At 61.1% G+C, this 22,073-nt stretch carries 20 protein-coding genes and 1 pseudogene; 10 read left to right on the forward strand and 11 right to left on the reverse strand.

Features of this window, described 5'->3' with window-relative positions; genetic code table 11:
- Positions 1-50 precede the first annotated feature (50 nt).
- From ACA067_RS05555 to ACA067_RS05590, 8 genes are all read right to left on the reverse strand, one after another.
- Complete coding sequence (locus ACA067_RS05555) at positions 51-833, reverse strand: transporter substrate-binding domain-containing protein (RefSeq protein ID WP_497460920.1); 783 nt, start codon at positions 831-833, stop codon at positions 51-53.
- A gap of 310 nt (positions 834-1,143) precedes the next feature.
- The gene (locus ACA067_RS05560; protein ID WP_497460921.1) at positions 1,144-2,832 is read right to left on the reverse strand and encodes an ATP-dependent DNA ligase; all 1,689 of its coding nucleotides are present in this window, start codon (positions 2,830-2,832) and stop codon (positions 1,144-1,146) included.
- Positions 2,829-3,863: a ligase-associated DNA damage response exonuclease gene (locus ACA067_RS05565; RefSeq protein WP_497460922.1), complete on the reverse strand. Its 1,035-nt coding sequence runs from the start codon at positions 3,861-3,863 to the stop codon at positions 2,829-2,831. The genes ACA067_RS05560 and ACA067_RS05565 overlap by 4 nt, the downstream gene beginning before the upstream one ends.
- A gap of 133 nt (positions 3,864-3,996) precedes the next feature.
- Positions 3,997-6,447, reverse strand: coding sequence for a penicillin acylase family protein (locus tag ACA067_RS05570; protein ID WP_497460923.1), 2,451 nt, complete (start codon positions 6,445-6,447; stop codon positions 3,997-3,999).
- 390 nt (positions 6,448-6,837) lie between these two features.
- On the reverse strand, positions 6,838-7,047 hold the full coding sequence (locus ACA067_RS05575; protein WP_064676164.1) for an SEC-C metal-binding domain-containing protein: 210 nt from the start codon (positions 7,045-7,047) through the stop codon (positions 6,838-6,840).
- The gene (locus ACA067_RS05580) at positions 7,044-7,538 is read right to left on the reverse strand and encodes an LEA/WHy family protein (protein WP_497460924.1); all 495 of its coding nucleotides are present in this window, start codon (positions 7,536-7,538) and stop codon (positions 7,044-7,046) included. Before ACA067_RS05580 ends, ACA067_RS05575 begins: the two co-directional genes overlap by 4 nt.
- Positions 7,539-7,658: 120 nt before the next feature.
- On the reverse strand, positions 7,659-8,135 hold the full coding sequence (locus tag ACA067_RS05585; RefSeq protein ID WP_497460925.1) for a YchJ family protein: 477 nt from the start codon (positions 8,133-8,135) through the stop codon (positions 7,659-7,661).
- Between the two features lie 4 nt (positions 8,136-8,139).
- Positions 8,140-8,637 carry a DUF6231 family protein gene (locus ACA067_RS05590; protein WP_497460926.1) on the reverse strand — a complete coding sequence of 166 codons (498 nt, stop codon included), beginning with the start codon at positions 8,635-8,637 and terminating at the stop codon, positions 8,140-8,142.
- A gap of 190 nt (positions 8,638-8,827) precedes the next feature.
- On the opposite strand from ACA067_RS05590, the gene ACA067_RS05595 reads away from it, so the two are divergent.
- The 4 genes and pseudogenes from ACA067_RS05595 (at position 8,828) to ACA067_RS05610 (ending at position 11,039) form a co-directional block, all read left to right on the forward strand.
- Complete coding sequence (locus ACA067_RS05595) at positions 8,828-9,523, forward strand: PA1041 family peptidoglycan-binding anchor lipoprotein (RefSeq protein ID WP_497460927.1); 696 nt, start codon at positions 8,828-8,830, stop codon at positions 9,521-9,523.
- A gap of 103 nt (positions 9,524-9,626) precedes the next feature.
- A pseudogene (locus tag ACA067_RS05600) lies at positions 9,627-9,862 on the forward strand (OmpA family protein); the annotation flags it as partial.
- Positions 9,863-10,009: 147 nt separating this feature from the next.
- Positions 10,010-10,288: a DUF1145 domain-containing protein gene (locus tag ACA067_RS05605; protein ID WP_497460928.1), complete on the forward strand. Its 279-nt coding sequence runs from the start codon at positions 10,010-10,012 to the stop codon at positions 10,286-10,288.
- Positions 10,281-11,039: a collagen-like protein gene (locus ACA067_RS05610; protein WP_497460929.1), complete on the forward strand. Its 759-nt coding sequence runs from the start codon at positions 10,281-10,283 to the stop codon at positions 11,037-11,039. The genes ACA067_RS05605 and ACA067_RS05610 overlap by 8 nt, the downstream gene beginning before the upstream one ends.
- A 112-nt stretch (positions 11,040-11,151) precedes the next feature.
- Here ACA067_RS05610 and ACA067_RS05615 read toward each other — a convergent pair whose 3' ends face one another.
- Positions 11,152-11,610 (reverse strand): CopD family protein, encoded by a 459-nt coding sequence (locus ACA067_RS05615; protein ID WP_497460930.1) that lies wholly within the window; start codon positions 11,608-11,610, stop codon positions 11,152-11,154.
- A 99-nt stretch (positions 11,611-11,709) separates the two neighbouring features.
- Here ACA067_RS05615 and dinG point away from each other — a divergent pair, with 99 nt between their 5' ends.
- From dinG to pdxH, 5 genes are all read left to right on the forward strand, one after another.
- A complete protein-coding gene (gene dinG, locus ACA067_RS05620; protein ID WP_497460931.1) occupies positions 11,710-13,854 on the forward strand; it encodes an ATP-dependent DNA helicase DinG in 2,145 nt (714 codons plus the stop codon).
- Between the two features lie 96 nt (positions 13,855-13,950).
- Positions 13,951-16,479: a beta-galactosidase gene (locus ACA067_RS05625; RefSeq protein ID WP_497460932.1), complete on the forward strand. Its 2,529-nt coding sequence runs from the start codon at positions 13,951-13,953 to the stop codon at positions 16,477-16,479.
- A 251-nt stretch (positions 16,480-16,730) separates the two neighbouring features.
- A complete protein-coding gene (locus tag ACA067_RS05630; RefSeq protein ID WP_497460933.1) occupies positions 16,731-17,876 on the forward strand; it encodes a serine hydrolase domain-containing protein in 1,146 nt (381 codons plus the stop codon).
- A 114-nt stretch (positions 17,877-17,990) separates the two neighbouring features.
- Positions 17,991-19,094, forward strand: a complete 1,104-nt coding sequence (locus ACA067_RS05635) for an OmpA family protein (protein WP_497460934.1) — start codon at positions 17,991-17,993, stop codon at positions 19,092-19,094.
- A gap of 24 nt (positions 19,095-19,118) precedes the next feature.
- Positions 19,119-19,763: a pyridoxamine 5'-phosphate oxidase gene (pdxH, locus tag ACA067_RS05640; RefSeq protein ID WP_497438411.1), complete on the forward strand. Its 645-nt coding sequence runs from the start codon at positions 19,119-19,121 to the stop codon at positions 19,761-19,763.
- Between the two features lie 5 nt (positions 19,764-19,768).
- Here pdxH and ACA067_RS05645 read toward each other — a convergent pair whose 3' ends face one another.
- A complete protein-coding gene (locus ACA067_RS05645) occupies positions 19,769-20,005 on the reverse strand; it encodes a hypothetical protein (protein ID WP_497455556.1) in 237 nt (78 codons plus the stop codon).
- A gap of 169 nt (positions 20,006-20,174) precedes the next feature.
- Here ACA067_RS05645 and ACA067_RS05650 point away from each other — a divergent pair, with 169 nt between their 5' ends.
- Complete coding sequence (locus ACA067_RS05650) at positions 20,175-20,639, forward strand: outer membrane lipoprotein (RefSeq protein ID WP_064676178.1); 465 nt, start codon at positions 20,175-20,177, stop codon at positions 20,637-20,639.
- A 135-nt stretch (positions 20,640-20,774) separates the two neighbouring features.
- Here the strand turns inward: ACA067_RS05650 and nhaA are convergent, their stop codons facing one another.
- A complete protein-coding gene (gene nhaA / locus ACA067_RS05655) occupies positions 20,775-21,962 on the reverse strand; it encodes a Na+/H+ antiporter NhaA (protein WP_497460935.1) in 1,188 nt (395 codons plus the stop codon).
- Positions 21,963-22,073 lie beyond the last annotated feature (111 nt).

The raw sequence follows: 22,073 nt of genomic DNA on the forward strand, positions 1-22,073 counted from the left end.
GCAACCTGATCGAATGAAAAAAGCGCCCATCGCGAGATGGGCGCCGGGCATTATTTGCCGCTGTGCAGATTCAGATCGCCAAAGTGTTTCTTTTGAATGGTGGCGTAGGTGCCATCGTCGTGTAACGCTTTGATACCTTTATCCAAAAGTGCTTGGAGGTCTTTGTTACCTTTAGAGATACCGATAGCGGTTTTGGATGGCAGCAATTCGTTGTCGACCGGCTTGCTGACTTCGTAGCCCTCGCCTTTTGGCGACTTCAAGAAGCCCAGTTCGGCTTGCAGCATGTCCTGGATCGCCGCGTCGAGGCGACCGGACATCAGGTCGGAATACACCTGATCCTGATTCTGATAGGCCTGGGTTTTCACCCCTGCCTTGTCCAGCACGGCCTTGGCGTAGGCTTCCTGAATGGTGCCTTGCTCGTAGCCTATGGTCTTGCCCTTCAACGAAGCGACCTCTTCGCTCAGGCCCGACCCTTTCTTGAACACGTAGGCGGTCGGACCGGAAAACAGCTCATCGGAGAAGTCGATGACTTTTTCGCGAGCCGGGGTGACGGTCATCGAAGAGATCACACCGTCGAACTTATTGGCTTTCAGGCCCGGAATCATGCCGTCGAAATCGCTTTCGACCCACTTGCACTTGACCTTCAACTCGGCGCAGATCGCGTTCCCCAGATCAATGTCGAAACCCACCAGGCTACCGTTGGCCGCTTTCGATTCGAACGGCGCATAAGAAGGGTCAACGCCAAAACGCAATTCCTTGTATTCCTTGGCCAGCGCGGACCCGGCTGCCATGCACAACGCCAGTGCAGAAAGGGTAAGCAATGCTTTTTTCATTCTTCAATCCCTAAAAACCAATATGAGCGCTTGTGGCGCAGAATTATTGTTACTGGTAAGCGTAAGACCCGATGGAAGTAGCAATTTCCGAACCAGAGTCCCGAACAAGCGTTTAAAAGGTAGTTCAAGAAATGACGGCGAGGGATTTATGCACGGAAATGGGCGTTGGAAAATAGCTGCACCGTTGCGGTTCGAGTCGGCATAAATCCCTGTGGGAGCGAGCTTGCTCGCGATAGCGGAGTGTCAGCCGCCATCATTGCAAGATGACACACCGCTATCGCGAGCAAGCTCGCTCCCACAGGGGCCCGCGTTAACTCAGCAAATTCTGCAGGGTCCCCAGGTTGTCCGCTTCTTCGACGGTTTTGTCCTGCCGCCACCGCAACATCCGCGGAAACCGCACCGCAATGCCACTTTTATGACGCTTGGACAAGGCGATCCCCTCAAACCCCAGCTCAAACACCAGGCTCGGCTTCACACTGCTCACCGGCCCGAACTTCTCCACCGTGGTCTTGCGCACGATGCTGTCGACCTGGCGCATTTCTTCATCCGTCAGTCCCGAATACGCCTTGGCGAACGGCACCAGCGTGCGTTCGCTGGCGTCGGCTGGGGCATCCCAGACGGCGAAGGTGTAGTCGCTGTAGAGACTGGCCCGGCGGCCATGGCCTCGCTGGGCATAGATCAGCACGGCATCGACGCTGAACGGGTCGACTTTCCATTTCCACCAGACGCCCATGTCCTTGGTCCGACCGACACCATAAAGCGCATCCCTGGCCTTGAGCATCATGCCCTCGACACCCAGGCTGCGGGAGGCTTCCCGTTGCCGGGCGAGGTCGAACCAGTCTTCTCCCGTGAGCACGGGCGAAGGCAGCAGGACGGGGTTGGCGCAGGAGCTGATCACCTGTTCCAGTTGAGTGCGGCGTTTGACCTGAGGCTGATTGCGCCAATCTTCGCCTCGCCATTCCAGCAAGTCATAAGCGAGAACGACCACCGGCACCTCGTCGAGGATTTTCTTGCCGAGGGTTTTACGACCGATCCGCTGTTGCAGCAGGGCAAAAGGTTGCACCGCGGGTGCGGCTGGCGCTTGTGGATCGAAGGCATCCTCGGTGTCCGGTCGGGCTGTTTTCCAGGCAACGATCTCACCGTCGATCACGGTGCCATCAGGCAGGCAGTGAACCAGGCTCTCGAGTTCGGGAAAGCGCTCGGTGATCAGCTCTTCACCGCGCGACCAAATCCACAGTCGGCCGTCGCGCTTGACCACCTGGGCGCGGATGCCATCCCATTTCCATTCCACTTGCCAGTGGCTGGCGGGCCCGAGCAGGGCTTCGAACTGTTCGACCGGCTGTGACAGCGCATGGGCCAGAAAAAACGGATAGGGCTGGCCGCCCCGTTGGGCGTGCTCGTCGGACGATTCGGCGGCGATCAGCTTCAAATAGCTGGCCGCGCTCGGACGGTGGGACAGGTCGGTATAGCCGACCAGCCGCTGCGCCACGCGTTTGCTGTCCAGGTGCGCCATGGATGCCAGGGCGCGGGTCACCAGCAACTTGGAGACGCCGACCCGGAAACTGCCGGTGATCAGTTTGATGCAGAGCATCAGGCTGGGGCGGTCCAGTTGCGACCAAAGCCCGGGAAGCCGTTCGGCGAGAACGTCCGGTGGCGCGCCACGCAGTGGCAGCAGCTTGTCTTCGATCCACACCGCCAATCCGTCGATGGAGCTGTGGGGCGCTTCGGGCAGCACCAGCGAGATGGTTTCCGCCAGATCGCCGACGGCCTGATAACTCTCCTCGAACAGCCACGGCGACAGGCCGGAAAATGCCACCGCCAGTTCGCGCAGGATGCGCACCGGCACCAATTGCCTGGGGCGTCCACCGGACAAAAAGTAAACCGCCCAGGCGGCATCTTCCGGGGCAGCCTCAGCGAAGTAATGTTGCATCGCCGCCAGTTTGGCGTTGCTCGATGTCGTGGCGTCGAGCTCGGCGTACAGTTGGGCGAAGGCCTTCATGTCAGCACCTCGGCGATTTCCGGCTCGATGATCGGGCTCTCTTCCTCGTCATCGCCGTACTCGGTGTTGAAGCTCTGCGCATCGAGCCCTTGCTCGCGCAGGTGGCGCACCAATACCCCGACCGAACCATGGGTGACCATGACCCGTTCGGCACCGGTTTGCTCGATGGCCCACAGCAGGCCCGGCCAGTCGGCGTGGTCGGACAATACGAAGCCGCGGTCCACGCCGCGCCGCCGACGTGTGCCGCGCAAACGCATCCAGCCGCTGGCAAAGCCGTCACTGTAGTCACCGAAGCGTCGCATCCAGGTGCTGCCGCCTGCCGAAGGCGGGGCCAGCACCAACGCTTTGCGCATCATGGGGTCGCTTTTTTTCAAATCGCCGGCGTAGATCGTTGGCGGTAGATAAACACCGCTCTCGCGATACACCCGGTTCAACGGCTCCACCGCACCATGCACCAGGATAGGGCCGAGGCTGGCGTCGATACCGTGGAGAATGCGCTGAGCCTTGCCGAAGGCGTAGCAGAACAGCACGCTGGCCTTGTCGGCGGCGGCGTTGGCTTGCCACCACTGATTGATCTCGGCAAAGACCTGCGCCTGTGGCTGCCAGCGATAGATCGGCAGGCCGAAGGTCGATTCGGTGATGAAGGTGTCGCAGCGTACGGGTTCGAACGGTGCGCAGGTGCCGTCCGGCTCGATCTTGTAGTCGCCCGAGGCGACCCAGACTTCGCCACCGTATTCCAGGCGTACCTGGGCCGAACCGAGCACATGCCCTGCGGGGTGAAAGCTCAGGGTCACGCCATGGTGAGTCAGGGGTAGACCGTAAGGCTGGGTTTGCAGGTTGATATCCGTCCCCAGGCGCGTGCGCAGGATGCCTTCGCCGGGAGCCGCCGCCAGATAGTGCTGGTTGCCGCCCTTGGCATGGTCGCCGTGGGCGTGGGTAATCACCGCACGCTCGACCGGGCGCCACGGGTCGATGAAGAAATCCCCGGCGGGGCAGTACAAACCTTCGGGGCGGGCGATAACAAGGTCCATGTTTGTTACCAAATAGGGAGGGATTTGTTAGCTATGAGGTCGGCGCGAGGCGAGAAGTTCTATCGATTTTTAAAGGACAGACGACATTCAACTGTGGGAGCAAGCCCGCTCCCACAGAAGGTCGCGGCGACGCTTATTTACCTGGTGTCAGGGTCAACCGCTTGCTCCCATACACCTTGTCAAAGTTCTGCGGTTGCATCGGCAAGCTCATGTATTGGCCCTTGAACCACGGATCAATGCTATCCAGGTAATTGGGACTCGCCGGGTTGCCGGACTGGCCTGTGCTGTTCTGCCCCATCAGCGGTTCAGCCTGGCCGAAGTCGACGATCAAGCGCATGGCCGGTGCCAGGGTGGTGTTGAAATCCTGGCCCCAGGTGAAGGCCGCCGTGTTGAGGGTGGTGTGATCGCCTCCAGCCGGCAGCGGACCACGCACAGTCTGGCCGCTGGCATTCTTCCATTCGTAGCGGTGCAATTTGCCCCACTGCCAGACTTTGTGATCGCCACCCAACTGACTGTCACCTGCGCTGATAGCCGCCGCGAGACTGCGAGCGAGAATCGCCGGTTTATCTTCTTTTTGCGGCGTGCGAACGTCATCCCAGAACGGACTGTCCTCACGGCCCAACAGATGATCGGCCTGGGCGGCGTAGGACAACTTGCCGTTGGCGATCAAGGCTTTCCATGCCGGGCTGGTTTCCGGGCCCAGTTCGTCGAGGAAAATCTGCCGGGTGCTTTCCTGGAGGAACAGTTCGTAGATCGCCGCGTCGGCGGAGGTCGGACTGAGTTTGCCGTCGAACGCCATCAAGCGGGTGTACGCCTCGCGCGCCTTGTCGCGATCGGCGTCCGGCAGCGCTTCGATGGCTTGCTTGAGCGGTTGGGCCATGCCCGGTGCCTGGAATATTTTCTTCAGCTTGGCGGCGAAGGTGGTGGTCTGATCATATTGCATGGCGATCAGGCTGCGGGTGTCGTGTTTGCCCGCGCCGGCCAGCTCGGCCATGCGTTCGCCACGTTCCGGTGCCGACCAGGAATTGGACAGCTGCATGCCGTAGCCATGGGGAATGACCCGCTGGTTGGCGGTGCCGAGCCAGCCTTGGGCGGGGTCCTGGTCATAAGGATGCAGCATCGGGTCGGCGTAACCGTCCCAATCGTAACGGCCTTCCCAGCCCGGGGAGGGCAGCAGGCCTTCGCCTTCGCGACGGTTCGGGTAACGACCGGTGACTTGCCAGCCAATGTTGCGGGCGTCGGCAAAGAGCAGGTTCAGGGTAATGGCGCGGATTTCGCGGCTGGCATCCGACGCTTTTTCGACGTTCTGCGCCCGGGACAGGTCGAAAAACGCGTCCAGGGTTTTGTCGTCGGTGAAATTCGGCGTCTGCAAGGCCAGGCCGAAGCCGTTGGCCAGCGCGGTGCCTTGGGCACTGTTGAGCAGGGGGCCATGCCGGGTCTCGTACACCGCTTCGCGAATCGACCGCTGGCCTTTGACGAAATAACTTTCGTTACGCACGATCACTGGCTGCCATTTGCCGCCGACCTCGTAGGAAAGACCGTTGCCCTGGCGTTTGATTTTTTCCAGGAACAAGTCCTGGTTATCACCCATGACCGAGGTCATGCTCCAGGCCACCTTGCCGTTGTAACCGCCCAGCACCATCGGCAAACCGGCGATGGTGACGCCGGACGCCTGGTACTTCGGCGCGCGGATCTGTACGTAACTGAATAACGACGGCACGCCCGGCGATCCATGGCTGTCGCTGGCCAGCAGGCTTTTACCGCTGCGGCTGCGTTGCGGGGCGATCGCCCAATTGTTCGATGAAGTGGCGCCCAGCAGGTTCAGATCGGACAGTTGGGCGGTGGCTTTGCTGATTTCAGCCAGGCCCGGAACCTGCCCGTTGAGCTTGATACCCTGCAGTTTTTCGGCTTCGGCCACCGGCAGTTTTTCATCGGGAGCGGAGGGTGTCAGCCACGGCAGTTTGTCGGTGGTGACTGTCTGCGCCAGCATCAGCGAGGCAATTTCTTCCGGCAGGTTGGCCGATTGGCTGAAATTCAACAGGCAGAAAATCAGCGCCGAGTCTTCCGGTTTCCAGTATTCAGGTTTGTAGCCGGTAGCGGCGAGGTCCGCCGGCAGCTTGTCGCGGTAGCGGAACAGATAGGCGTTGACGCCACGCGCGTAGACTTCGAAAAAGCGCTTGAGGCGCGGCGAAGACGCTTTGTACAGCTCGCCGGCGCTTTTCTTCAGGTTGACTGCGCGCATGTAGCGGTCGGCGTCCAACAGGTCCGGACCGGACATCTCCGACAGACGGCCCTGGGCCAGCAGGCGCAGGGTCACCATTTGGGTGATGCGGTCTGTGGCGTGCACATAGCCAAGGGAGAACAGCGCGTCATGGAAACTGTTGCTTTCGATCAATGGCACGCCCATGGCATTACGCCGCACCGAAACGTTCTGCGCCAGTCCTTTGAGCGGTTGTACCCCGGAGGTCGGCGGGAGGGTGTCCTGGGTGTTCGTGGTCTGACAACCGGTCAGGCTCAAGACACCGGCCACTGCTGCGGCAACGCCGAACCGGGGAAGAAAATGTGTGAGGGCTGGCGAGGCCATGGCAAAGCTCCTGCGGGGGGTAGCGTCATTAAAGGCGCTACGTTAGTGAGCAGGAGGAGGGTGTGCAAGCAGCTTATTTCAGGATTTGTCTGCCGAACGCAAAGATCGCAGCCTGCGGGATGTACGCCGATCCAATGGAGCTGGCTTGCCAGCGACAGCGGTCTGTCAGTCAACAGCTCTACCGAATGTGCCGCCGTCTTCGCCGGCAAGCCGGCTCCTACACAGGATCGCTGTCGTTCACCGACCTGATGTTCGCTGAAGATCCCCCTGTAGGAGCTGGCTTGCCAGCGAAAGCGGTCTGTCAGCCAACACCTCTGCTGAATGTGCCACCGTCTTCGCCAGCAAGCCGGCTCCTACACGGGATTGGTGGCGTTCACCGATCCGGTGTTCTCAAGCCCCGTGGCACTTCTTGAATTTCTTGCCATTGCCGCACGGGCAAGGGTCGTTGCGGCCGACGTCTTTCAGGGCGTTGCGCACCGGTTCCTGGTGGGCGTGGCCGCAGTTCGGGCCGTGGACATGGCCATGGTCGTGATCATGGTGCTCGTGATGGTCATGATCGTGGTTGCAGTCAGGGCCATGGACATGGGGTTGCTGGGTCATCGAAGTTGCTCCGGAATTAAATCGGCGGGGATTATCACGCCATTGCGCGCCAGGTGCACGTAGTGCGCGATGAATAAACCGGTTTCCATTTCACCCTCCAGTCGATAGGGGATGGGCTGATCGGGTTTCTTCAGCAGTTTCACCACGTCCCGGACCTTGGGCCACAGGTTGGTGCGGATCGGCACCTTGAAGTACGCACTGCGCTTGGGACCGACCGTAAACCAGTGTTCGTGCTCGCCTTCGGTCAGCAGCATGTCGCCCAGGTGAATGCGATATTCGAGGCCGCGCACCGTCAGGTCACTGTCATTGGGGTTGTCGACGCGAAAGTACAGGAGGAATCGTTGCTGCATCAGTTTGGCCTGGACGACTTCGACCTTGACCAGGTGCACTTGTGGCTCCGGCCCGTCGTAGGAGAACCATGATGCACAGCCGCCGAGCCCCGAAAACAGGAGCAGAGTAAAGAGATAAAGTACGAGTCGTCGGGTGATCATGGTTGTGTTCTCCCTTGAACTCCAGTCTAGCCCCAAAAGATCGCAGCCTTCGTCAGCTCCTGCGGGTATATGCAATACCAATTCAGGAGTTGACGCAGGCTGCGATCTTTTGGGATTACCTCAACCGCTGATATACCCCGCGCAACACTTCTTGAACTTCTGCCCGCTGGCGCACGGGCAGGCATCGTTGCGCCCGGCCTTGAGTGGCACGGTGGGGTCGATGAAGTACCAGCGGCCGGCGTTCTGCACAAACGATGAGCGTTCACGGTGGCTGTGTTCGCCGCCGCCGTCGTGCCAGCGCGCCGTGAAGGTGACGAACGCGTGTTCCGGCTGGCCACCGAGTACCTCGGCGCTTTCCACGTCCAGGCCCAGCCAGGTGCTTTGGGCGCTCCAGTCGCTGATGGACTGTCGGTCCAGGCTCGCTTGTTGCGCGGGCAGTGTGGTCGCCACCAGATAATCGATCAGGCCCAGCACATAGGCGCTGTAGCGCGAACGCATCAAGGCTTCGGCACAAGGCGCCGGATGCCCGGCATGGTAATGACCGCAGCAGGCGTCAAGCAGGGTGCCGCTGCCGCAAGGACAAATAGAGGTACTCATTGCGTTACCACCAGTATTTCCCGAAATTTTCCGGATTGGCCCAGAACCGCGAATTGAGCCAGTCGGGTACTTGTTTGTAGTCAAGCAGATCATAGGTAAACAGGGTCAGCACCTGATCGTCGCGCTGGAAGCGCTCGCTGGCTTGCAGGGCCAGGGAGAAGAAGTCGGTCTCTAGCCAGCCACTGGCCGGCAAGTCTGCCAGCACCGCGATGCGGCTGGCGTTGAGGTTGCGTATCCCACCCAACAGGTTCAGGCCATCGCGTTTGGGCAAATGTTCCAGGCAATCGACCACCAGCGCCAGGTCAAACCGGCGTGCCGCCAGTTCGTCCGGCAGCGGTCCAGGTGCCGCATGGGCCACGAAGGTGTCCGGATGGGCGAGCTTGAAAGCTTCAAGCGCGGGGAATTCGCTGGCGCCAATCAGCAACAGACGCGCCGGGGCGTAACGATCAAGCAATGCGGCCAGCGCCTGCTGGGGCGTGCGCGGAGAAATAGCTGCAATCATCGAAGATCCTCAATCAGAGTGCCAAGACTAGCCTGCCCACAAGTCCAGATATAGAGCTGGATACAGTCAAAAGTGTCGATCAGCCGCGAACACGGGACCAAACAGCACTGGCCTATTGCTGGCGGAGATGAAAGCTGGGGTCTTTACTCCCTAGAATCGGTTTCAAGCCGATCCCTCAGGAGATAACTCGATGAGCATAGTTCGGACAGCATTACCCTTGGTTCTGCTAACCAGTGTGTTGACTGGTTGCGCAGGTTTGCAGAAAACCGACTGGCCGACCTGTGCGGCGGTCGGTGGTGTCGTTGGTGCGGGTCTTGGCGCAACCGAGAGTTCGGCATGGGCAGGGTATGGCGCGCTGCTGATCGGCGGCACGGCTGCGGCCTATTGCTGGGTTCACGGTGATGGCGACGAAGACGGCGATGGTGTGCCGGACAGCCGCGACAAGTGCCCGGGTACGCCTAGAGGCGTACGGGTCGACGCCGACGGTTGCCCTCCACCGGTGCCTGCGCCAGTGGTCGAAGAGGCCGTTGTGGTCAAGGAAGAAGTCATCGTCATTCGCGATGTTCATTTCCAGTTCGACAAAGCCACGCTGACCCCTTCTGATAAAGATGTACTCAACACCATCGCCACTCGCCTGAAACAGGAGTCCACCACTGCCCAGTTGAGCGTCACTGGTCACACCGACAGTGTAGGCAGTGATGCCTATAACCAGAAACTGTCTGATCGTCGGGCGCATTCGGTGGTCGAGTATCTGATCTCCCAAGGCGTTCCACGCAGCAGCTTCGTGTCCGTGGCCGGTGCCGGTGAAAGCCAGCCGGTGGCCGATAACAAAACCGCTGACGGCCGTGCACTGAACCGTCGCACAGAGATCAAAATCAACCGCTAGGCCCCGCGCATTCCGCGGCTTGTGCAGTCGCGGATGCAGGTCTTTACTCCTGTGTAACCGGCATCGGCCGGTAACACAGGAGCTTTCACCATGAGTGATCAGCGCCGAAGTCATCGTCCTGAGAGACGACGTGCTGTTCGCCTTCAACCAGTCCAGCCTGACCCCTTCTGCCCAAAGCAAGCTGGATTCGCTGATGAGCAAACTGCAGAACGCCGATGTGGTGAGCATCAAGGTGATTCTCACCGGCGAAGGCCGGGGTGAGCTCGAGCCGGTGGCCGATAACGCACAGATGCAGGGCGCGCGCAAAACCGTCGCGTGGAGTTGCACATCAACCGCTGAGGCCCGTAATAGAGCCGTCGGATAGCTATCATGGTCGATCCGGCGGCCATTCGACACCTTCATGAAGAATTTGCCATTGCCCTCTGGCTTATCCCGTGTGGAAGCCGTTACTGTGCGTGCAAAGAATAATTCTCGACGGGTGAGCGTATGAAGGTGTTCTGGTGGCTGGGGAAGCTGTTGACCCTGCTGTTCTGGTTGGTGGTGCTGGTCAACCTGCTCATGCCGTTTATCTATCCGCTGCACCTGTTGGTCAATATGGCTGGTAGCCTGCTGGCAGGCCTTCATCTGCTGGAGGCGGCGTTCTGCTTTCGCAGCCTCAGAGGGCGCGCCCACCCTTGGCGTGATCGCCTGAAAATCCTCTTTTTCGGTGTTTACCACCTGCAAACCATCCCGGCTCCTACCGTATCGAAGGCTTCCCATGCGTAAACTCTGTCTGCTCGCCGCACTCGTCAGCCCATTGGCTTGCGCTCAGGTGGTAAGCGTTGAAACCAACTCGCTGATGCGCTTGCCCAACACCGCCAGCACCTTGCACCTGGAACGCCTGGAAGTGGCCGATTACGGCACGTTATTGATCCCTTCGAACGTGACCGAAGTGAGCGTCGAGCAATTGCACCTGGGGCGTGAAGCGCGGATTGCGATCGTACCCAGCGAACAGGCACTGGCGCTGAAGGTCAGTCGTGCCCGATTGGCCGAAGGCAGCCAGATCACCGCTCGCGGTGCGCCGGGAACCTACCTCAAGGCTGCCCGCTCCGGGCGTAACCTGACGTTGCAGATCAAGACGCTTGAGGCGCCGCAATTGTCGGTCGACGCTCGCGGTGGCGCCGGCACACCGGGTTTTGTCGGTCTGGATGGAGCCAACGGGCAAGCACCGGGTTGCACCTGGGGCCAGGCCGGTCGCGGAGCCGATGGCAGCAATGGCAGCGACGGCCAGCCGGGCGCACCGGGTGCGCTGGTCCGGCTGGAAGTGCCGCGCGATTACCCGGCGGAACAAATCAAGGTCCAGGTCGCCGGCGGTGCCGGTGGCATGGCCGGACCTGGTGGCAAGCCGGGGGCGGGTGGCAAGGCCAAGGGCTGCTTCGTATACAAGGCCGATGGCGGCAAGAGCGGGCGTCCTGGCGCTGATGGACAGCCAGGACCTGCGGGTGCGGCGGGGTCGGTGACTGTACAGCGGTTGTAATCCGCTTTAACCGATCGTTCCCACGCTCAGCGTGGGAATGCAGCCCGTGACGCTCTGCGTCACTGGACGCGGAGCGTCCCTTGAGGCATTCCCACGCAGAGCGTGGGAACGATCACGGCCGCGCCGCAGCAATCGCCACCAGCACCAGCCCGACGATCAAATTGATCCCCACCAACTTGCGAATCCTCCCCAGCACCGCAGCCCCCGTCGGCCAATCCTGCGCCGTTACTGCAATGCGCAACTCAGGCAACATCAACGCCTGGATCCGGATAAACAGCGCAGTCATCACCACATACAATCCCATCATCACCTGCACATAACGTGGCGCGGTTTCAAACCCGGCGTACTGCATATGAATCATGCCCACGCCGCTGATCGGCAAAAGCACCACCGCCACCCAGACCCAGCGGAAAAATCCTTGAAACACTTCTACCCACAGTTTCAACCGGGCAGGACCCTCAAGCGCCTTCATTGCGGCGGGGCGCAAGACCATCCAGGCGAAAAACATGCCGCCGACCCATACCAGGGCGGACAGGACATGCAGGGTATAAACGATGCCAAAAGGTGTCATTGAGGTACTCCGTTCTGCGCGGGATTAATTAGCGGGGTATGATAGCGACCGATCCGAACCACTGAAAATTTATCCAGCGTTTTTTGCGCCCGACAATCCATGATCAGCACCGAACTCAAAACCACGATCCAGGGCGCCTATACGCGTTTTCTCGAAGCCAAGAGCCTCAAGCCGCGCTACGGGCAACGCCTGATGATCGCCGAAATTGCCAAGGTCCTCGGCGACATCGCCACCGACGACGAAGGCCGGCGCAGTGGCGACCCCGCGATTGTCGCGGTGGAAGCCGGCACCGGTACCGGTAAAACCGTGGCCTACAGCCTCGCGGCCATCCCCACGGCCAAGGCTGCCGGCAAACGCCTGGTGATCGCCACGGCCACCGTGGCCCTGCAAGAGCAGATCGTCTACAAGGATCTGCCCGACCTGATGCGCAACAGCGGGTTGAATTTCAGCTTCGCCCTGGCCAAGGGGCGCGGGCGCTACATGTGCCTGTCCAAACTCGACATGTTGCTCCAGGAAGGCCATGCGCAAACGGCCACGGCGCAATTGTTCGAAGAAGAAGGTTTCAAGATCGAGGTCGACGAGGCCAGCCAGAAGCTGTTCACCAGCATGATCGAGAAGCTCGCCGGCAATAAGTGGGACGGCGACCGCGACAGTTGGTCCACCGCCCTGGAAGACGCCGACTGGGCGCGCCTGACCACCGATCACAGCCAGTGCACCAATCGCCATTGCCCCAACTTTGGCCAGTGCGCCTTCTACAAGGCCCGCGAAGGCATGGGCAAGGTCGACGTCATCGTCACCAACCACGACATGGTCCTGGCTGACCTGGCCCTGGGCGGCGGCGCGGTATTGCCCGATCCGCGCGACACCATCTACGTCTTCGACGAAGGCCATCACCTGCCGGACAAGGCCATCGGCCACTTCGCCCACTACACGCGCCTGCGTTCCACCGCCGACTGGCTCGAAGCCACCGCCAAGAACCTGACCAAACTCCTGGCCCAGCACCCGCTGCCGGGGGATCTGGGCAAGTTGCTCGAACAGGTGCCGGAGCTGGCGCGAGAGATCAAGACCCAGCAGCAGTTCATGTTTACCGCGTGCGAGCAGGTCGCCGATTTCAAACCCGGCGAAGACGTCGAAGGCCGCGAGCGACCGCGTCATCGTTTCGTCGGCGGGGTCATTCCCGAGCATATGCGTGAGATGGGCATCGAGCTGAAGAAGGCCTTTGCCCGTCTGACCGACCTGTTCACCCGGCTGACCGAACTGCTCAAGGAAGGCATGGATGGCGAGGTCAACATCGGCATCGCCAGCAATCAGGCTGAAGAGTGGTATCCGCTGTTTGGCAGTCTATTGTCCCGTTCTTCGGGCAACTGGGAGTTGTGGACCGCTTTCACCGCTGAAGACCCGGAAGACAACCCGCCCATGGCCCGTTGGCTGACCCTGGCTGAAAGCGGTTCGCTGTTCGACATCGAGGTCAACGCCAGCCCGATCCTCGCGGCGGAAATGCTCCGACGCAATCTGTGGAACGTGGCCTACGGCGCGCTGGTGACCTCGGCGACCCTGACCGCCCTCGGTACCTTCGATCGTTTCCGCATGCGCGCCGGCCTGCCGAAAAAAGCCGTCACCGCCGTGGTCCCGAGCCCGTTCCACCACGCCGATGCGGGTGTGCTGCGGGTGCCGGACCTGAAGGCCGACCCGCGTGATGCGCCAGCCCACACCGCGGCAATCATCCGCGATTTGCCGCAATTGGTCGAAGGCTCCCGGGGCACCCTGGTGCTGTTCTCCTCGCGCAAACAGATGCAGGACGTGTTCGACGGCCTGGATCGCGACTGGCGCAAGCAAGTGTTCATTCAAGGCAACCTGTCGAAACAGGAAACCCTGAACAAGCACAAGGCGCGAGTCGATGGTGGGGATTCCAGTGTGCTGTTCGGCCTGGCGAGTTTCGCCGAAGGGGTCGACTTGCCCGGTGCGTATTGCGAACACGTGGTGATCGCGAAGATTCCGTTCTCGGTGCCCGATGACCCGGTCGAAGCGGCCCTGGCCGAATGGATCGAGGCCCGAGGCGGCAATCCGTTCATGGAAATCTCGGTGCCGGATGCCTCGCTGAAACTGGTCCAGGCCTGTGGTCGCTTGCTGCGCACCGAAGAAGACCGCGGCACCATCACCTTGCTCGACCGGCGCCTGGTGACCCAGCGCTACGGCAAGGCGATCCTCAATGCGCTGCCGCCATTCCGTCGTGAAATTTCCTGAAACAGGGCTGGGCAATTTTGCCCAACCTGCTGTCTATCTCTCTACCATCGCTTTTCCATTGGCCCATTGAAGGTCGTTAGGGAGAATTTCGTTCTCATGATTCGCCGTTCGCCGCGCCGTTCGTTACCTGCCGTTTTTGCCCTGATGTTTGCAGCCCCTGTGTTGGCGGCGCCTGCCGGCCAGCAGACGCTGTTCAACTTTGTGCGCCCCGCCGACGTGGTCCAGGTGGCGACTCAGGACGCCAGCCTGCCGCAATCCAACGCCGAACAAACGGCCGAAGGCGAAGTGTTGCGGCGGGTGACGTTCAACCCGGTGGCGCAGCCCACCTTGCGCCTGAGCCCGCAAACCGGTGCCTGGGACTGGTCACAGTCGGGTTTCATGAGCCTGCGGATTCAAAGCGCGATGAATTGGGCTGTGACCCTGTACGTCAAAATCCAGAGCAACGACGGCAAGACCCTGGTCAGTCGCGTCGATCTGCCGGCCGGCCCTGCGCAAACTTTGCTCGTGCCGCTGCAGCCATTTACACCTTTGAGCCTGGGCATGAAAGCCGGGCCGCCGATGCCGATGACCTTTGACGGTCAGCGCGTATTGCTGGCCAGCAGCGCGGGTGAGCTGGAGCGCAGCCAAGTAGTGTCGGTGACCTTGTCGATGGATCAGCCGAAAGTCGCCCAGAGCATCCTGCTCGAGCGGTTCGGCGTGCAGGAAGGCGAAGCGGTGACCAAAGCGGCTTATGGCGGTCTGGTGGATGCTTACGGGCAATCCACCCGCGCCAAATGGCCAGAGAAGATCGGCAACGACGAACAACTCAAAAGCAGCGCCGCCAAGGAACAGCAACAGCTGAAAACCTGGCTGGCCGAGCGTCAGAAGGCGTCGTTGGACAGGTTCGGAGGCTTGGACAACGGGCCGGTCTTCAAGGCCAGTGGCTTTTTCCGCACCGAGAAACGTGACGGCCGCTGGTACCTGGTGACGCCGGAAGGGCATCCGTTCTACTCGCTAGGGGTCAACACTGTGACCCCGGACGTCAATCGGACCTACATCGCCGGACGCGAATGGATGTTCGAATCCCTGCCCAAACCCGACGAGCTGCTGGCCAGCCACTATGGCGAAGGCGACAACCGCGGCGGCAATGGTGCCGATCAGGGCCGTGGTTATAACGCCGGTCGCTGGTACGACTTCTATGGGGCCAACTTGCAACGTCTGTATGGCGAACCCTGCGCACCGGGCAGCGACACCAATGCCGGTGTCGCCGAGGCGGCCAAGGCCGACGCGGTCGAGGCGACGGTCGACAAGGCCGCCGAACAACCCGCCGCACCTGCAGCTGCTAAGTCCAAGGCCGATGTAGCCGAAGCGGCCAAGTCCGACGCCGTCGAAGCAACAGTCGTACAAACCGCTGAACAGACAGTTGCCGAGCCCTGCAAAGCCGTGGTCGATGAAAAGCAATGGGCCAACCATGCGCTTGACCGCCTGCAGGCCTGGGGTTTCAACACCGTCGGTAACTGGAGTGCGCCGGTATTGGCCAACACCGACCGTGTGCCGTACACCTTGCCGCTGTCGATCGTCGGCGATTACGCCAGTATCAGCACCGGCAGCGATTGGTGGGGCGGCATGCCCGACCCGTTCGATCCGCGGTTCGCCATGGCCACCGAACGTGCCGTGGCCATCGCTGCCCGCGACCATCGCGACGATCCGTGGCTGATCGGGTATTTCGCCGATAACGAGCTGGCCTGGGCCGGTCCCGGCGACGACCCGAAAGCCCGTTACGCACTGGCCTATGGCACCTTGAAAATGACCACCGACGTGCCGGCCAAACGCGCGTTCCTCAAGCAATTGCGTGACAAGTACCGCAACCAGGCAGGCCTGTCCAAAGCCTGGGGCATTGACCTGCCAGCCTGGGAATTGATGGAAGACCCGGGCTTCGTGCCGCCACTGCCGAGCGCTGAACACCCGGAAATCGAAGCTGACTTCAAATACTTCCAGAAGGTCTTCGCCGACACCTACTTCAAAACCATTTCCGACTCGCTGAAGTGGCATGCGCCGAATCAGCTGTTGCTGGGCGGCCGCTTTGCCATCAGCACGCCGGAAGCCGTGGCGTCCTGCGCCCAGTATTGCGACGTGCTGAGTTTCAATATGTATACCCTGCAACCGCAGGACGGCTATGACTTCGCCGCGCTGCGCAGCCTGGACAAACCGGTGCTGATCACCGAGTTCAACTTCGGCTCCGCGGATCGGGGCCCGTTCTGGGGGGGCGTGACGCAATTGGCCAAAGAAGAAGACCGTGGGCCGGCCTACGCTAACTTCCTCAAACAGGCGATGAACGAACCGTCGATTGTCGGGGTGCATTGGTTCCAGTACCTCGATCAACCGGTGACCGGGCGTCTGCAGGACGGTGAGAACGGTCACTTTGGTCTGCTGGGCATCACCGACCTGCCGTTCCAGGGTTTCGTCGACAGTGTGCGCAAGAGCAACCTGGCAATGGTCGATCAATTGGGCAAAGAGGCCCAGAAGACCAAGGCTGAAGCGGAGAAAGCCAGCCACGATGCCGAGGGCGGTAGGCAAGGCGACGCCGGTAAGGGGCCGGGGCAGGGCGCTGGCCAGGCGGGTGGGCATTCGGCCGATGGTCACTAGGGCCTGAGACCGCATTATCGTTCTTCGCTGCGGTGCGGCGATCCGACAAGCCAGCTCCTACAGGGGATCTTTGGCGTGACTTAGATCCAATGTGGGAGCGAGCCTGCTCGCGAAGGCGTCCCAGAGGACGCCATGAATTTCAGATCCAATACATGGGTGACCGACCGCCCAGCTCGCCCCTGTTCCCAAAAGCCTCAATGGCTGGAACAATGCGGGCCACTTTGTAGTGCGTTTATCCAGGGGAGTTGCGGGTGCTGATTCAGGGTTATTACGATCTAAAGTTCGAAGCGGTGCGAGAGGCGTTCGCGGCGCTGTTCGACGATCCCCAGGAGCGTGGCGGCGCGTTGTGCATCCAGGTCGGGGGCGAAACCGTGGTCGATCTATGGGCGGGTAGCGCCGACAAGGATGGCTGCGACGCCTGGCACAGCGACACCCTCGCCAACCTGTTCTCCTGCACCAAGACTTTTACCGCCGTGACCGCCCTGCAACTGGTGGCCGAAGGCAAACTGCAACTGGATGCTCCGGTTGCCCGCTACTGGCCCGAGTTTGCCGCCGCCGGCAAAGCGTCCGTGACCCTGCGCCAGTTGCTCTGCCACCAGGCCGGTCTGCCGGCGCTGCGCGAACCGTTGGCGCCCGAAGCGCTTTACGACTGGCAAACCATGGTCGATGCCCTGGCTGCCGAAACGCCCTGGTGGACCCCGGGGGAAGGTCACGGTTACGCCGCGATCACGTATGGCTGGCTGGTCGGCGAGCTACTGCGTCGTGCCGACGGTCGAGGACCGGGCGAGTCCATCGTGGCGCGCGTTGCCAAGCCGTTGGGGCTGGATTTCCATGTCGGCCTGGCGGACGAAGAATTTCACCGCGTGGCGCACATCGCCCGTGGCAAGGGCAACGTCGGCGACGCCGCGGCCCAGCGTTTGCTGCAAGTAACGATGCGCGAACCGACGGCCATGAGCACGAGGGCGTTCACCAATCCGCCTTCGATCATGACCAGTACTAATAAACCGGAATGGCGCCGGATGCAGCAGCCGGCTGCCAATGGCCACGGCAATGCCCGCAGCCTGGCCGGGTTCTACGCCGGACTGCTGGATGGCAGCCTGCTGGAAAGCGAAATGCTCGACGAGCTGACCCGCGAACACAGCCTTGGCGAAGACAAGACTTTACTGACCCGGACCCGTTTCGGTCTGGGTTGCATGCTTGATCAACCGGACGTCGCCAACGCGACCTACGGCCTTGGCTCTCGCGCCTTCGGCCATCCGGGTGCGGGCGGTTCCATCGGTTTTGCCGACCCGGAATACGACGTGGCCTTCGGGTTTGTGACAAACACCCTGGGGCCGTACGTCTTGATGGATCCGCGGGCGCAAAAGCTGGTGCGGGTACTGGCCACTTGTCTGTAAAACCTGCTCAAGGGTTCCAGGGCCGGAACCCAAAGGCCTTTATGGTTTCAAAGCGTCTGTTTATCCGGGTTATTCCGGTCTGATTTTTTCATTACTTCATTTTGTGGAAATCCAATGTCATCCAATAAAACCTTCGCCTTGGCCCTGTGCTTCGCCATCACCGGTTGCGCACAAACACCACAAAATGATTCTGATGGCAGCAGCTGGTGGCCGTTCGGCTCCTCCGACAAAGTCGCCGCCAAAGATCCGGCTTCGACTCCAGCCCCGGCCCCGGCCCCTCTGAAGCCTGCCGCAACCGCGCCCGTAGCCAAGGCTGAAAGTTCCAGCCCATGGTATTGGCCATTTGGCTCCGAAGAGGTGCTGGACAAAAAACCGGAGGTAAAACCAGAAGCCAAACCTGTCGAAGTGACCAAGGCGCAAGCCGATGCAGGGGGCAAATGGTGGTGGCCGTTCGGTGGCAAGGAGCAAAGCACCGCCAAAGCCGTGCCGATGCCTGATCCGAAAGTCACCCAGGCCTGGCTCGACGACTACGAACCACGCCTGCGCGCGGCGATCAAGGACAGCAATCTGCAACTCGAGCGTCGTGAAAACGTGCTGGTGGTCACCGCGCCGGTAGAAGGTTCGTTCAACCCTGACCGTCCAGCCATGCTGCTGCCGGTGACGCTAGGTCCCTTCACCCGCGTTGCAAAAATCCTCGAAGTCGATCCAAAGACTGCCGTGCTGGTGCTCGGTCACAGCGATACGTCGGGCGCGGCACCGGCCAACGTGAAACTGAGCCAGGAGCGCGCCCAATCCGTGGCCGCGATTTTCCGTCTCAGCGGCCTGCAGCGTGATCGCCTGATGCTGCGCGGCATGGGCGGCGAAGCCCCGCGTGCTGCCAACGACAGCAATGAAGGTCGTGCCCTGAACCGTCGCGTGGAACTGCTGGTGACCCCGCAGAACACCATGGTGGCGTTGTTGAGCAAGTACAACATGCCGGCTCCGGCGCCAATACGCCTGGTCGCTGCTCAGGACGTCAAGCCAGTGGCCGCGCCGGTCACCCCTGCGCCAGCCGCGAAGAAAGCTGCTGTACCTGCAGCGAAAAAGGTCCCGGCCAAGAAAGCTGCCAAGGCTCCAGCCAAGAAAACACCGGCCAAGACTCCGGTGAAAAAGACCGCGCCGGCCAAAGCCGCAGCCGCTGACAAGAAAGTCGCCGCTGCCGATGCGGCAAAAAAGTGATTCGTTAACTAAAAGGAATGCGCCATGACCCAGGGCCTGGCTGATATGCGTCGCGACTACACCCGGGACGGCCTGACCGAGGCGCAAGCCCCGGCCGAGCCGTTCGCGCTGTTCCATCAGTGGTTCGCCGACGCGGTGAAAACCGAACAGGCGCCGGTGGAAGCCAACGCCATGACCCTGGCGACTGTCGATCAGGACGGTCGGCCGCATTGCCGCATTCTGCTGCTCAAGGGACTGGACGAGCAGGGCTTCACTTTCTTCACCAACTACGACAGTGCCAAGGGGCAGCACCTGGCGGCGAACCCGTTCGCCGCCATGACCTTTTTCTGGCCGGCACTGGAGCGGCAAGTGCGGATCGAAGGGCGGGTGGTGAAGGTGACGCCCGAGGAGTCGGATGCCTACTTCCAAGTCCGGCCGCTGGGCAGCCGGCTGGGGGCCTGGGCTTCACCGCAAAGTCGCGTGATTGCCGATCGTGACGAACTGCAAGCCTTGCTCAAGAACACCGAGCAACGCTTCAGCGACACTCAGCCGCACTGCCCCGAACATTGGGGCGGTTATCGTCTGCTGCCTGAGCGCATCGAATTCTGGCAGGGCCGTCCGAGCCGTCTGCACGATCGCCTTAACTACCGTCTGGGCGCCAACTGGATTCTTGAACGTCTGGCACCCTAAGCAGTCTACCGACCGGGATAGCCTGCCGCAGCGGCCTCCAGCCACTGGGGCAGGTCCCGACGCTTGATCTTCTGCGCCTGAGCGTTTGCCAATTGCTGGAGCATGAAGGCTTTCTTATGCTCATCGCTGCCCGCCAGGGCCAACGCCAGGTCGCGGTCCATCCAGCGCTTGATCCGCACGTACAGCCACCCGTGGAAGTACAGGCCGGCGACAGTGGTGACGACAATGATGAAGTAATCCATGACAATCCTTGAATCAGCGGGGCAGATCCCGGGATTTGCCGCTACTGTGTGGCAAATTCGCGCGGACGTCTGTACCGGAACTGAATGAAACCAATTTTATCCGGGCGATGCCGTGACAGGCGTCAAGCTGCGGAGTTTAATGAATACCTGTCTTTTTGGAGTTGATGCTATGCGTAAGTCTGTTCTGTTGGTTGCTTCCTTTTCCACCATGGCGATGTTGCTCACTGGCTGCCAATCGAACCTGACCGGTGACTCCTACTCCCGTGACGAAGCGCGTCGTGTACAGACGATTCGCATGGGCACCATTGAAGCATTGCGTCCGGTAAAAATCGAAGGCACCAAGACCCCGATCGGCGGCGCCGCGGGTGCAGTCGTGGGCGGTGTCGGCGGTAGCGCCATCGGGGGCGGTCGCGGCAGTATCGTCGCCGCCGTCATCGGCGCAGTGGCGGGCGGTCTGCTCGGTTCCGCTACCGAAGAAGGCCTGACCCGCACCCAGGGCGTGGAAATCACCGTCCGTGAAGACGACGGCAGCATGCGCGCCTACGTGCAACAGGTTCAGGAAAACGAAGTATTCCGTGTTGGTGAACGTGTACGGATTGCCACGGTGGATGGTACGAGTCGCGTTTCGCATTAAGCCGGACGTAGCAAAAGAAAACCCCGATCAGGTGACTGGTCGGGGTTTTTTTTCGGATGCAACCTACAGTGGATCTTTGCCAGACTCGGGATTTGTGTACGCTCCGACACCCCCTGTGACGACGTTCCTTTCGCGCTAGACCGCCGGACTACTACGCTTGCGACTCGCCACCGCCGTCACCCCATACCCGATCACCGCCGCCAGTATCGAACCGGTCAAAATCCCCATCCGATCCATCCCGGCGTATTCACTGGCACCCGGCACAAACGCCAGGGAGCCGACAAACAAGCTCATGGTGAAGCCGATGCCGCAGAGGATCGCCACGCCCAGTACCTGGCCCCAGTTGGCGCCTTGGGGCAGGGCGGCGATGCCGATTTTCACCGCCAGCCAGGTCAGGCCGAATACGCCAAGCATCTTGCCCAGCAACAGGCCGACCGCGATGCCCATCGGCACGTGGTGGGTGAAGCTTTCGAGGGTGACCCCGCTCAGGGACAGGCCGGCGTTGGCGAAGGCGAACAGCGGCAGGATGCCGTAGGCCACCCAGGGATGCAGGGCGTGTTCCAGGGTCAGCAGCGGCGAAGGTTCGGCATTTTTGGTGCGAAGCGGAATGCAGAATGCCAGGGTCACGCCGGCCAGGGTCGCGTGGACGCCACTCTTGAGTACGCAGACCCACAGGATCAGGCCGATGATCATGTACGGCCCGAGCTTGACCACGCCGAGCCGGTTCATCGCGATCAGCGCCACGATGCAGGCTGCCGCCAGAGCCAGTGACAGCGTCGACAGCGCACCTGAATAGAAGATCGCGATGACGATGATGGCGCCAAGGTCGTCAATGATCGCCAGGGTCATCAGGAACAGTTTCAGCGACACCGGCACCCGCTTGCCCAGCAGTGCGAGCACGCCGAGGGCGAAGGCGATGTCGGTGGCCATAGGAATGGCCCAGCCGCTGAGGGCTGGCGGGTTATCCCGGTTGAGAAACCAGTAGATCAGCGCCGGTACCACCATGCCGCCAATGGCGGCCGCGCCGGGCAGGACGATCTGTGACGGCTTGGACAGCTGGCCGTCGAGCACTTCGCGCTTCACTTCCAGGCCGATCAGCAGGAAGAACAAGGCCATCAGACCGTCGTTGATCCATAGCAGCAAGGGCTTGGCGATTTTCAGCGCGCCGATCTGGGCCACCACGGGGGTGTCCAGCAGGCCGTTGTAGAGCCACGACAGCGGGGAGTTGTTGATGATCAAAGCCAGGGCTGCAGCGGCGATCAATAGCAGACCGCTGGCAGCTTCCAACTGAAAGAAACGCGTGAAAGTGCTACGCAGAGGCAAGGTCGCTCTCCATCGATGGATTCAAAAGGTGGCACACCCTAACCCGTACCGTTAGTTGTTAAAACAAAAGTTATATTCTTTTTTGTTATATGCCGTTGCAGCGGTAGGGAT

Source organism: Pseudomonas sp. LBUM1674, assembly GCF_059695635.1.

Coding starts and splice junctions, on each gene's coding strand:
- ACA067_RS05555 (WP_497460920.1), bottom strand. CDS start 833: ATGAAAAAAGCATTGCTTACCCTTTCTGCACTGGCGTTGTGCATGGCA.
- ACA067_RS05560 (WP_497460921.1), bottom strand. CDS start 2,832: ATGAAGGCCTTCGCCCAACTGTACGCCGAGCTCGACGCCACGACATCG.
- ACA067_RS05565 (WP_497460922.1), bottom strand. CDS start 3,863: ATGGACCTTGTTATCGCCCGCCCCGAAGGTTTGTACTGCCCCGCCGGG.
- ACA067_RS05570 (WP_497460923.1), bottom strand. CDS start 6,447: ATGGCCTCGCCAGCCCTCACACATTTTCTTCCCCGGTTCGGCGTTGCC.
- ACA067_RS05575 (WP_064676164.1), bottom strand. CDS start 7,047: ATGACCCAGCAACCCCATGTCCATGGCCCTGACTGCAACCACGATCAT.
- ACA067_RS05580 (WP_497460924.1), bottom strand. CDS start 7,538: ATGATCACCCGACGACTCGTACTTTATCTCTTTACTCTGCTCCTGTTT.
- ACA067_RS05585 (WP_497460925.1), bottom strand. CDS start 8,135: ATGAGTACCTCTATTTGTCCTTGCGGCAGCGGCACCCTGCTTGACGCC.
- ACA067_RS05590 (WP_497460926.1), bottom strand. CDS start 8,637: ATGATTGCAGCTATTTCTCCGCGCACGCCCCAGCAGGCGCTGGCCGCA.
- ACA067_RS05595 (WP_497460927.1), top strand. CDS start 8,828: ATGAGCATAGTTCGGACAGCATTACCCTTGGTTCTGCTAACCAGTGTG.
- ACA067_RS05605 (WP_497460928.1), top strand. CDS start 10,010: ATGAAGGTGTTCTGGTGGCTGGGGAAGCTGTTGACCCTGCTGTTCTGG.
- ACA067_RS05610 (WP_497460929.1), top strand. CDS start 10,281: ATGCGTAAACTCTGTCTGCTCGCCGCACTCGTCAGCCCATTGGCTTGC.
- ACA067_RS05615 (WP_497460930.1), bottom strand. CDS start 11,610: ATGACACCTTTTGGCATCGTTTATACCCTGCATGTCCTGTCCGCCCTG.
- dinG (WP_497460931.1), top strand. CDS start 11,710: ATGATCAGCACCGAACTCAAAACCACGATCCAGGGCGCCTATACGCGT.
- ACA067_RS05625 (WP_497460932.1), top strand. CDS start 13,951: ATGATTCGCCGTTCGCCGCGCCGTTCGTTACCTGCCGTTTTTGCCCTG.
- ACA067_RS05635 (WP_497460934.1), top strand. CDS start 17,991: ATGTCATCCAATAAAACCTTCGCCTTGGCCCTGTGCTTCGCCATCACC.
- pdxH (WP_497438411.1), top strand. CDS start 19,119: ATGACCCAGGGCCTGGCTGATATGCGTCGCGACTACACCCGGGACGGC.
- ACA067_RS05645 (WP_497455556.1), bottom strand. CDS start 20,005: ATGGATTACTTCATCATTGTCGTCACCACTGTCGCCGGCCTGTACTTC.
- ACA067_RS05650 (WP_064676178.1), top strand. CDS start 20,175: ATGCGTAAGTCTGTTCTGTTGGTTGCTTCCTTTTCCACCATGGCGATG.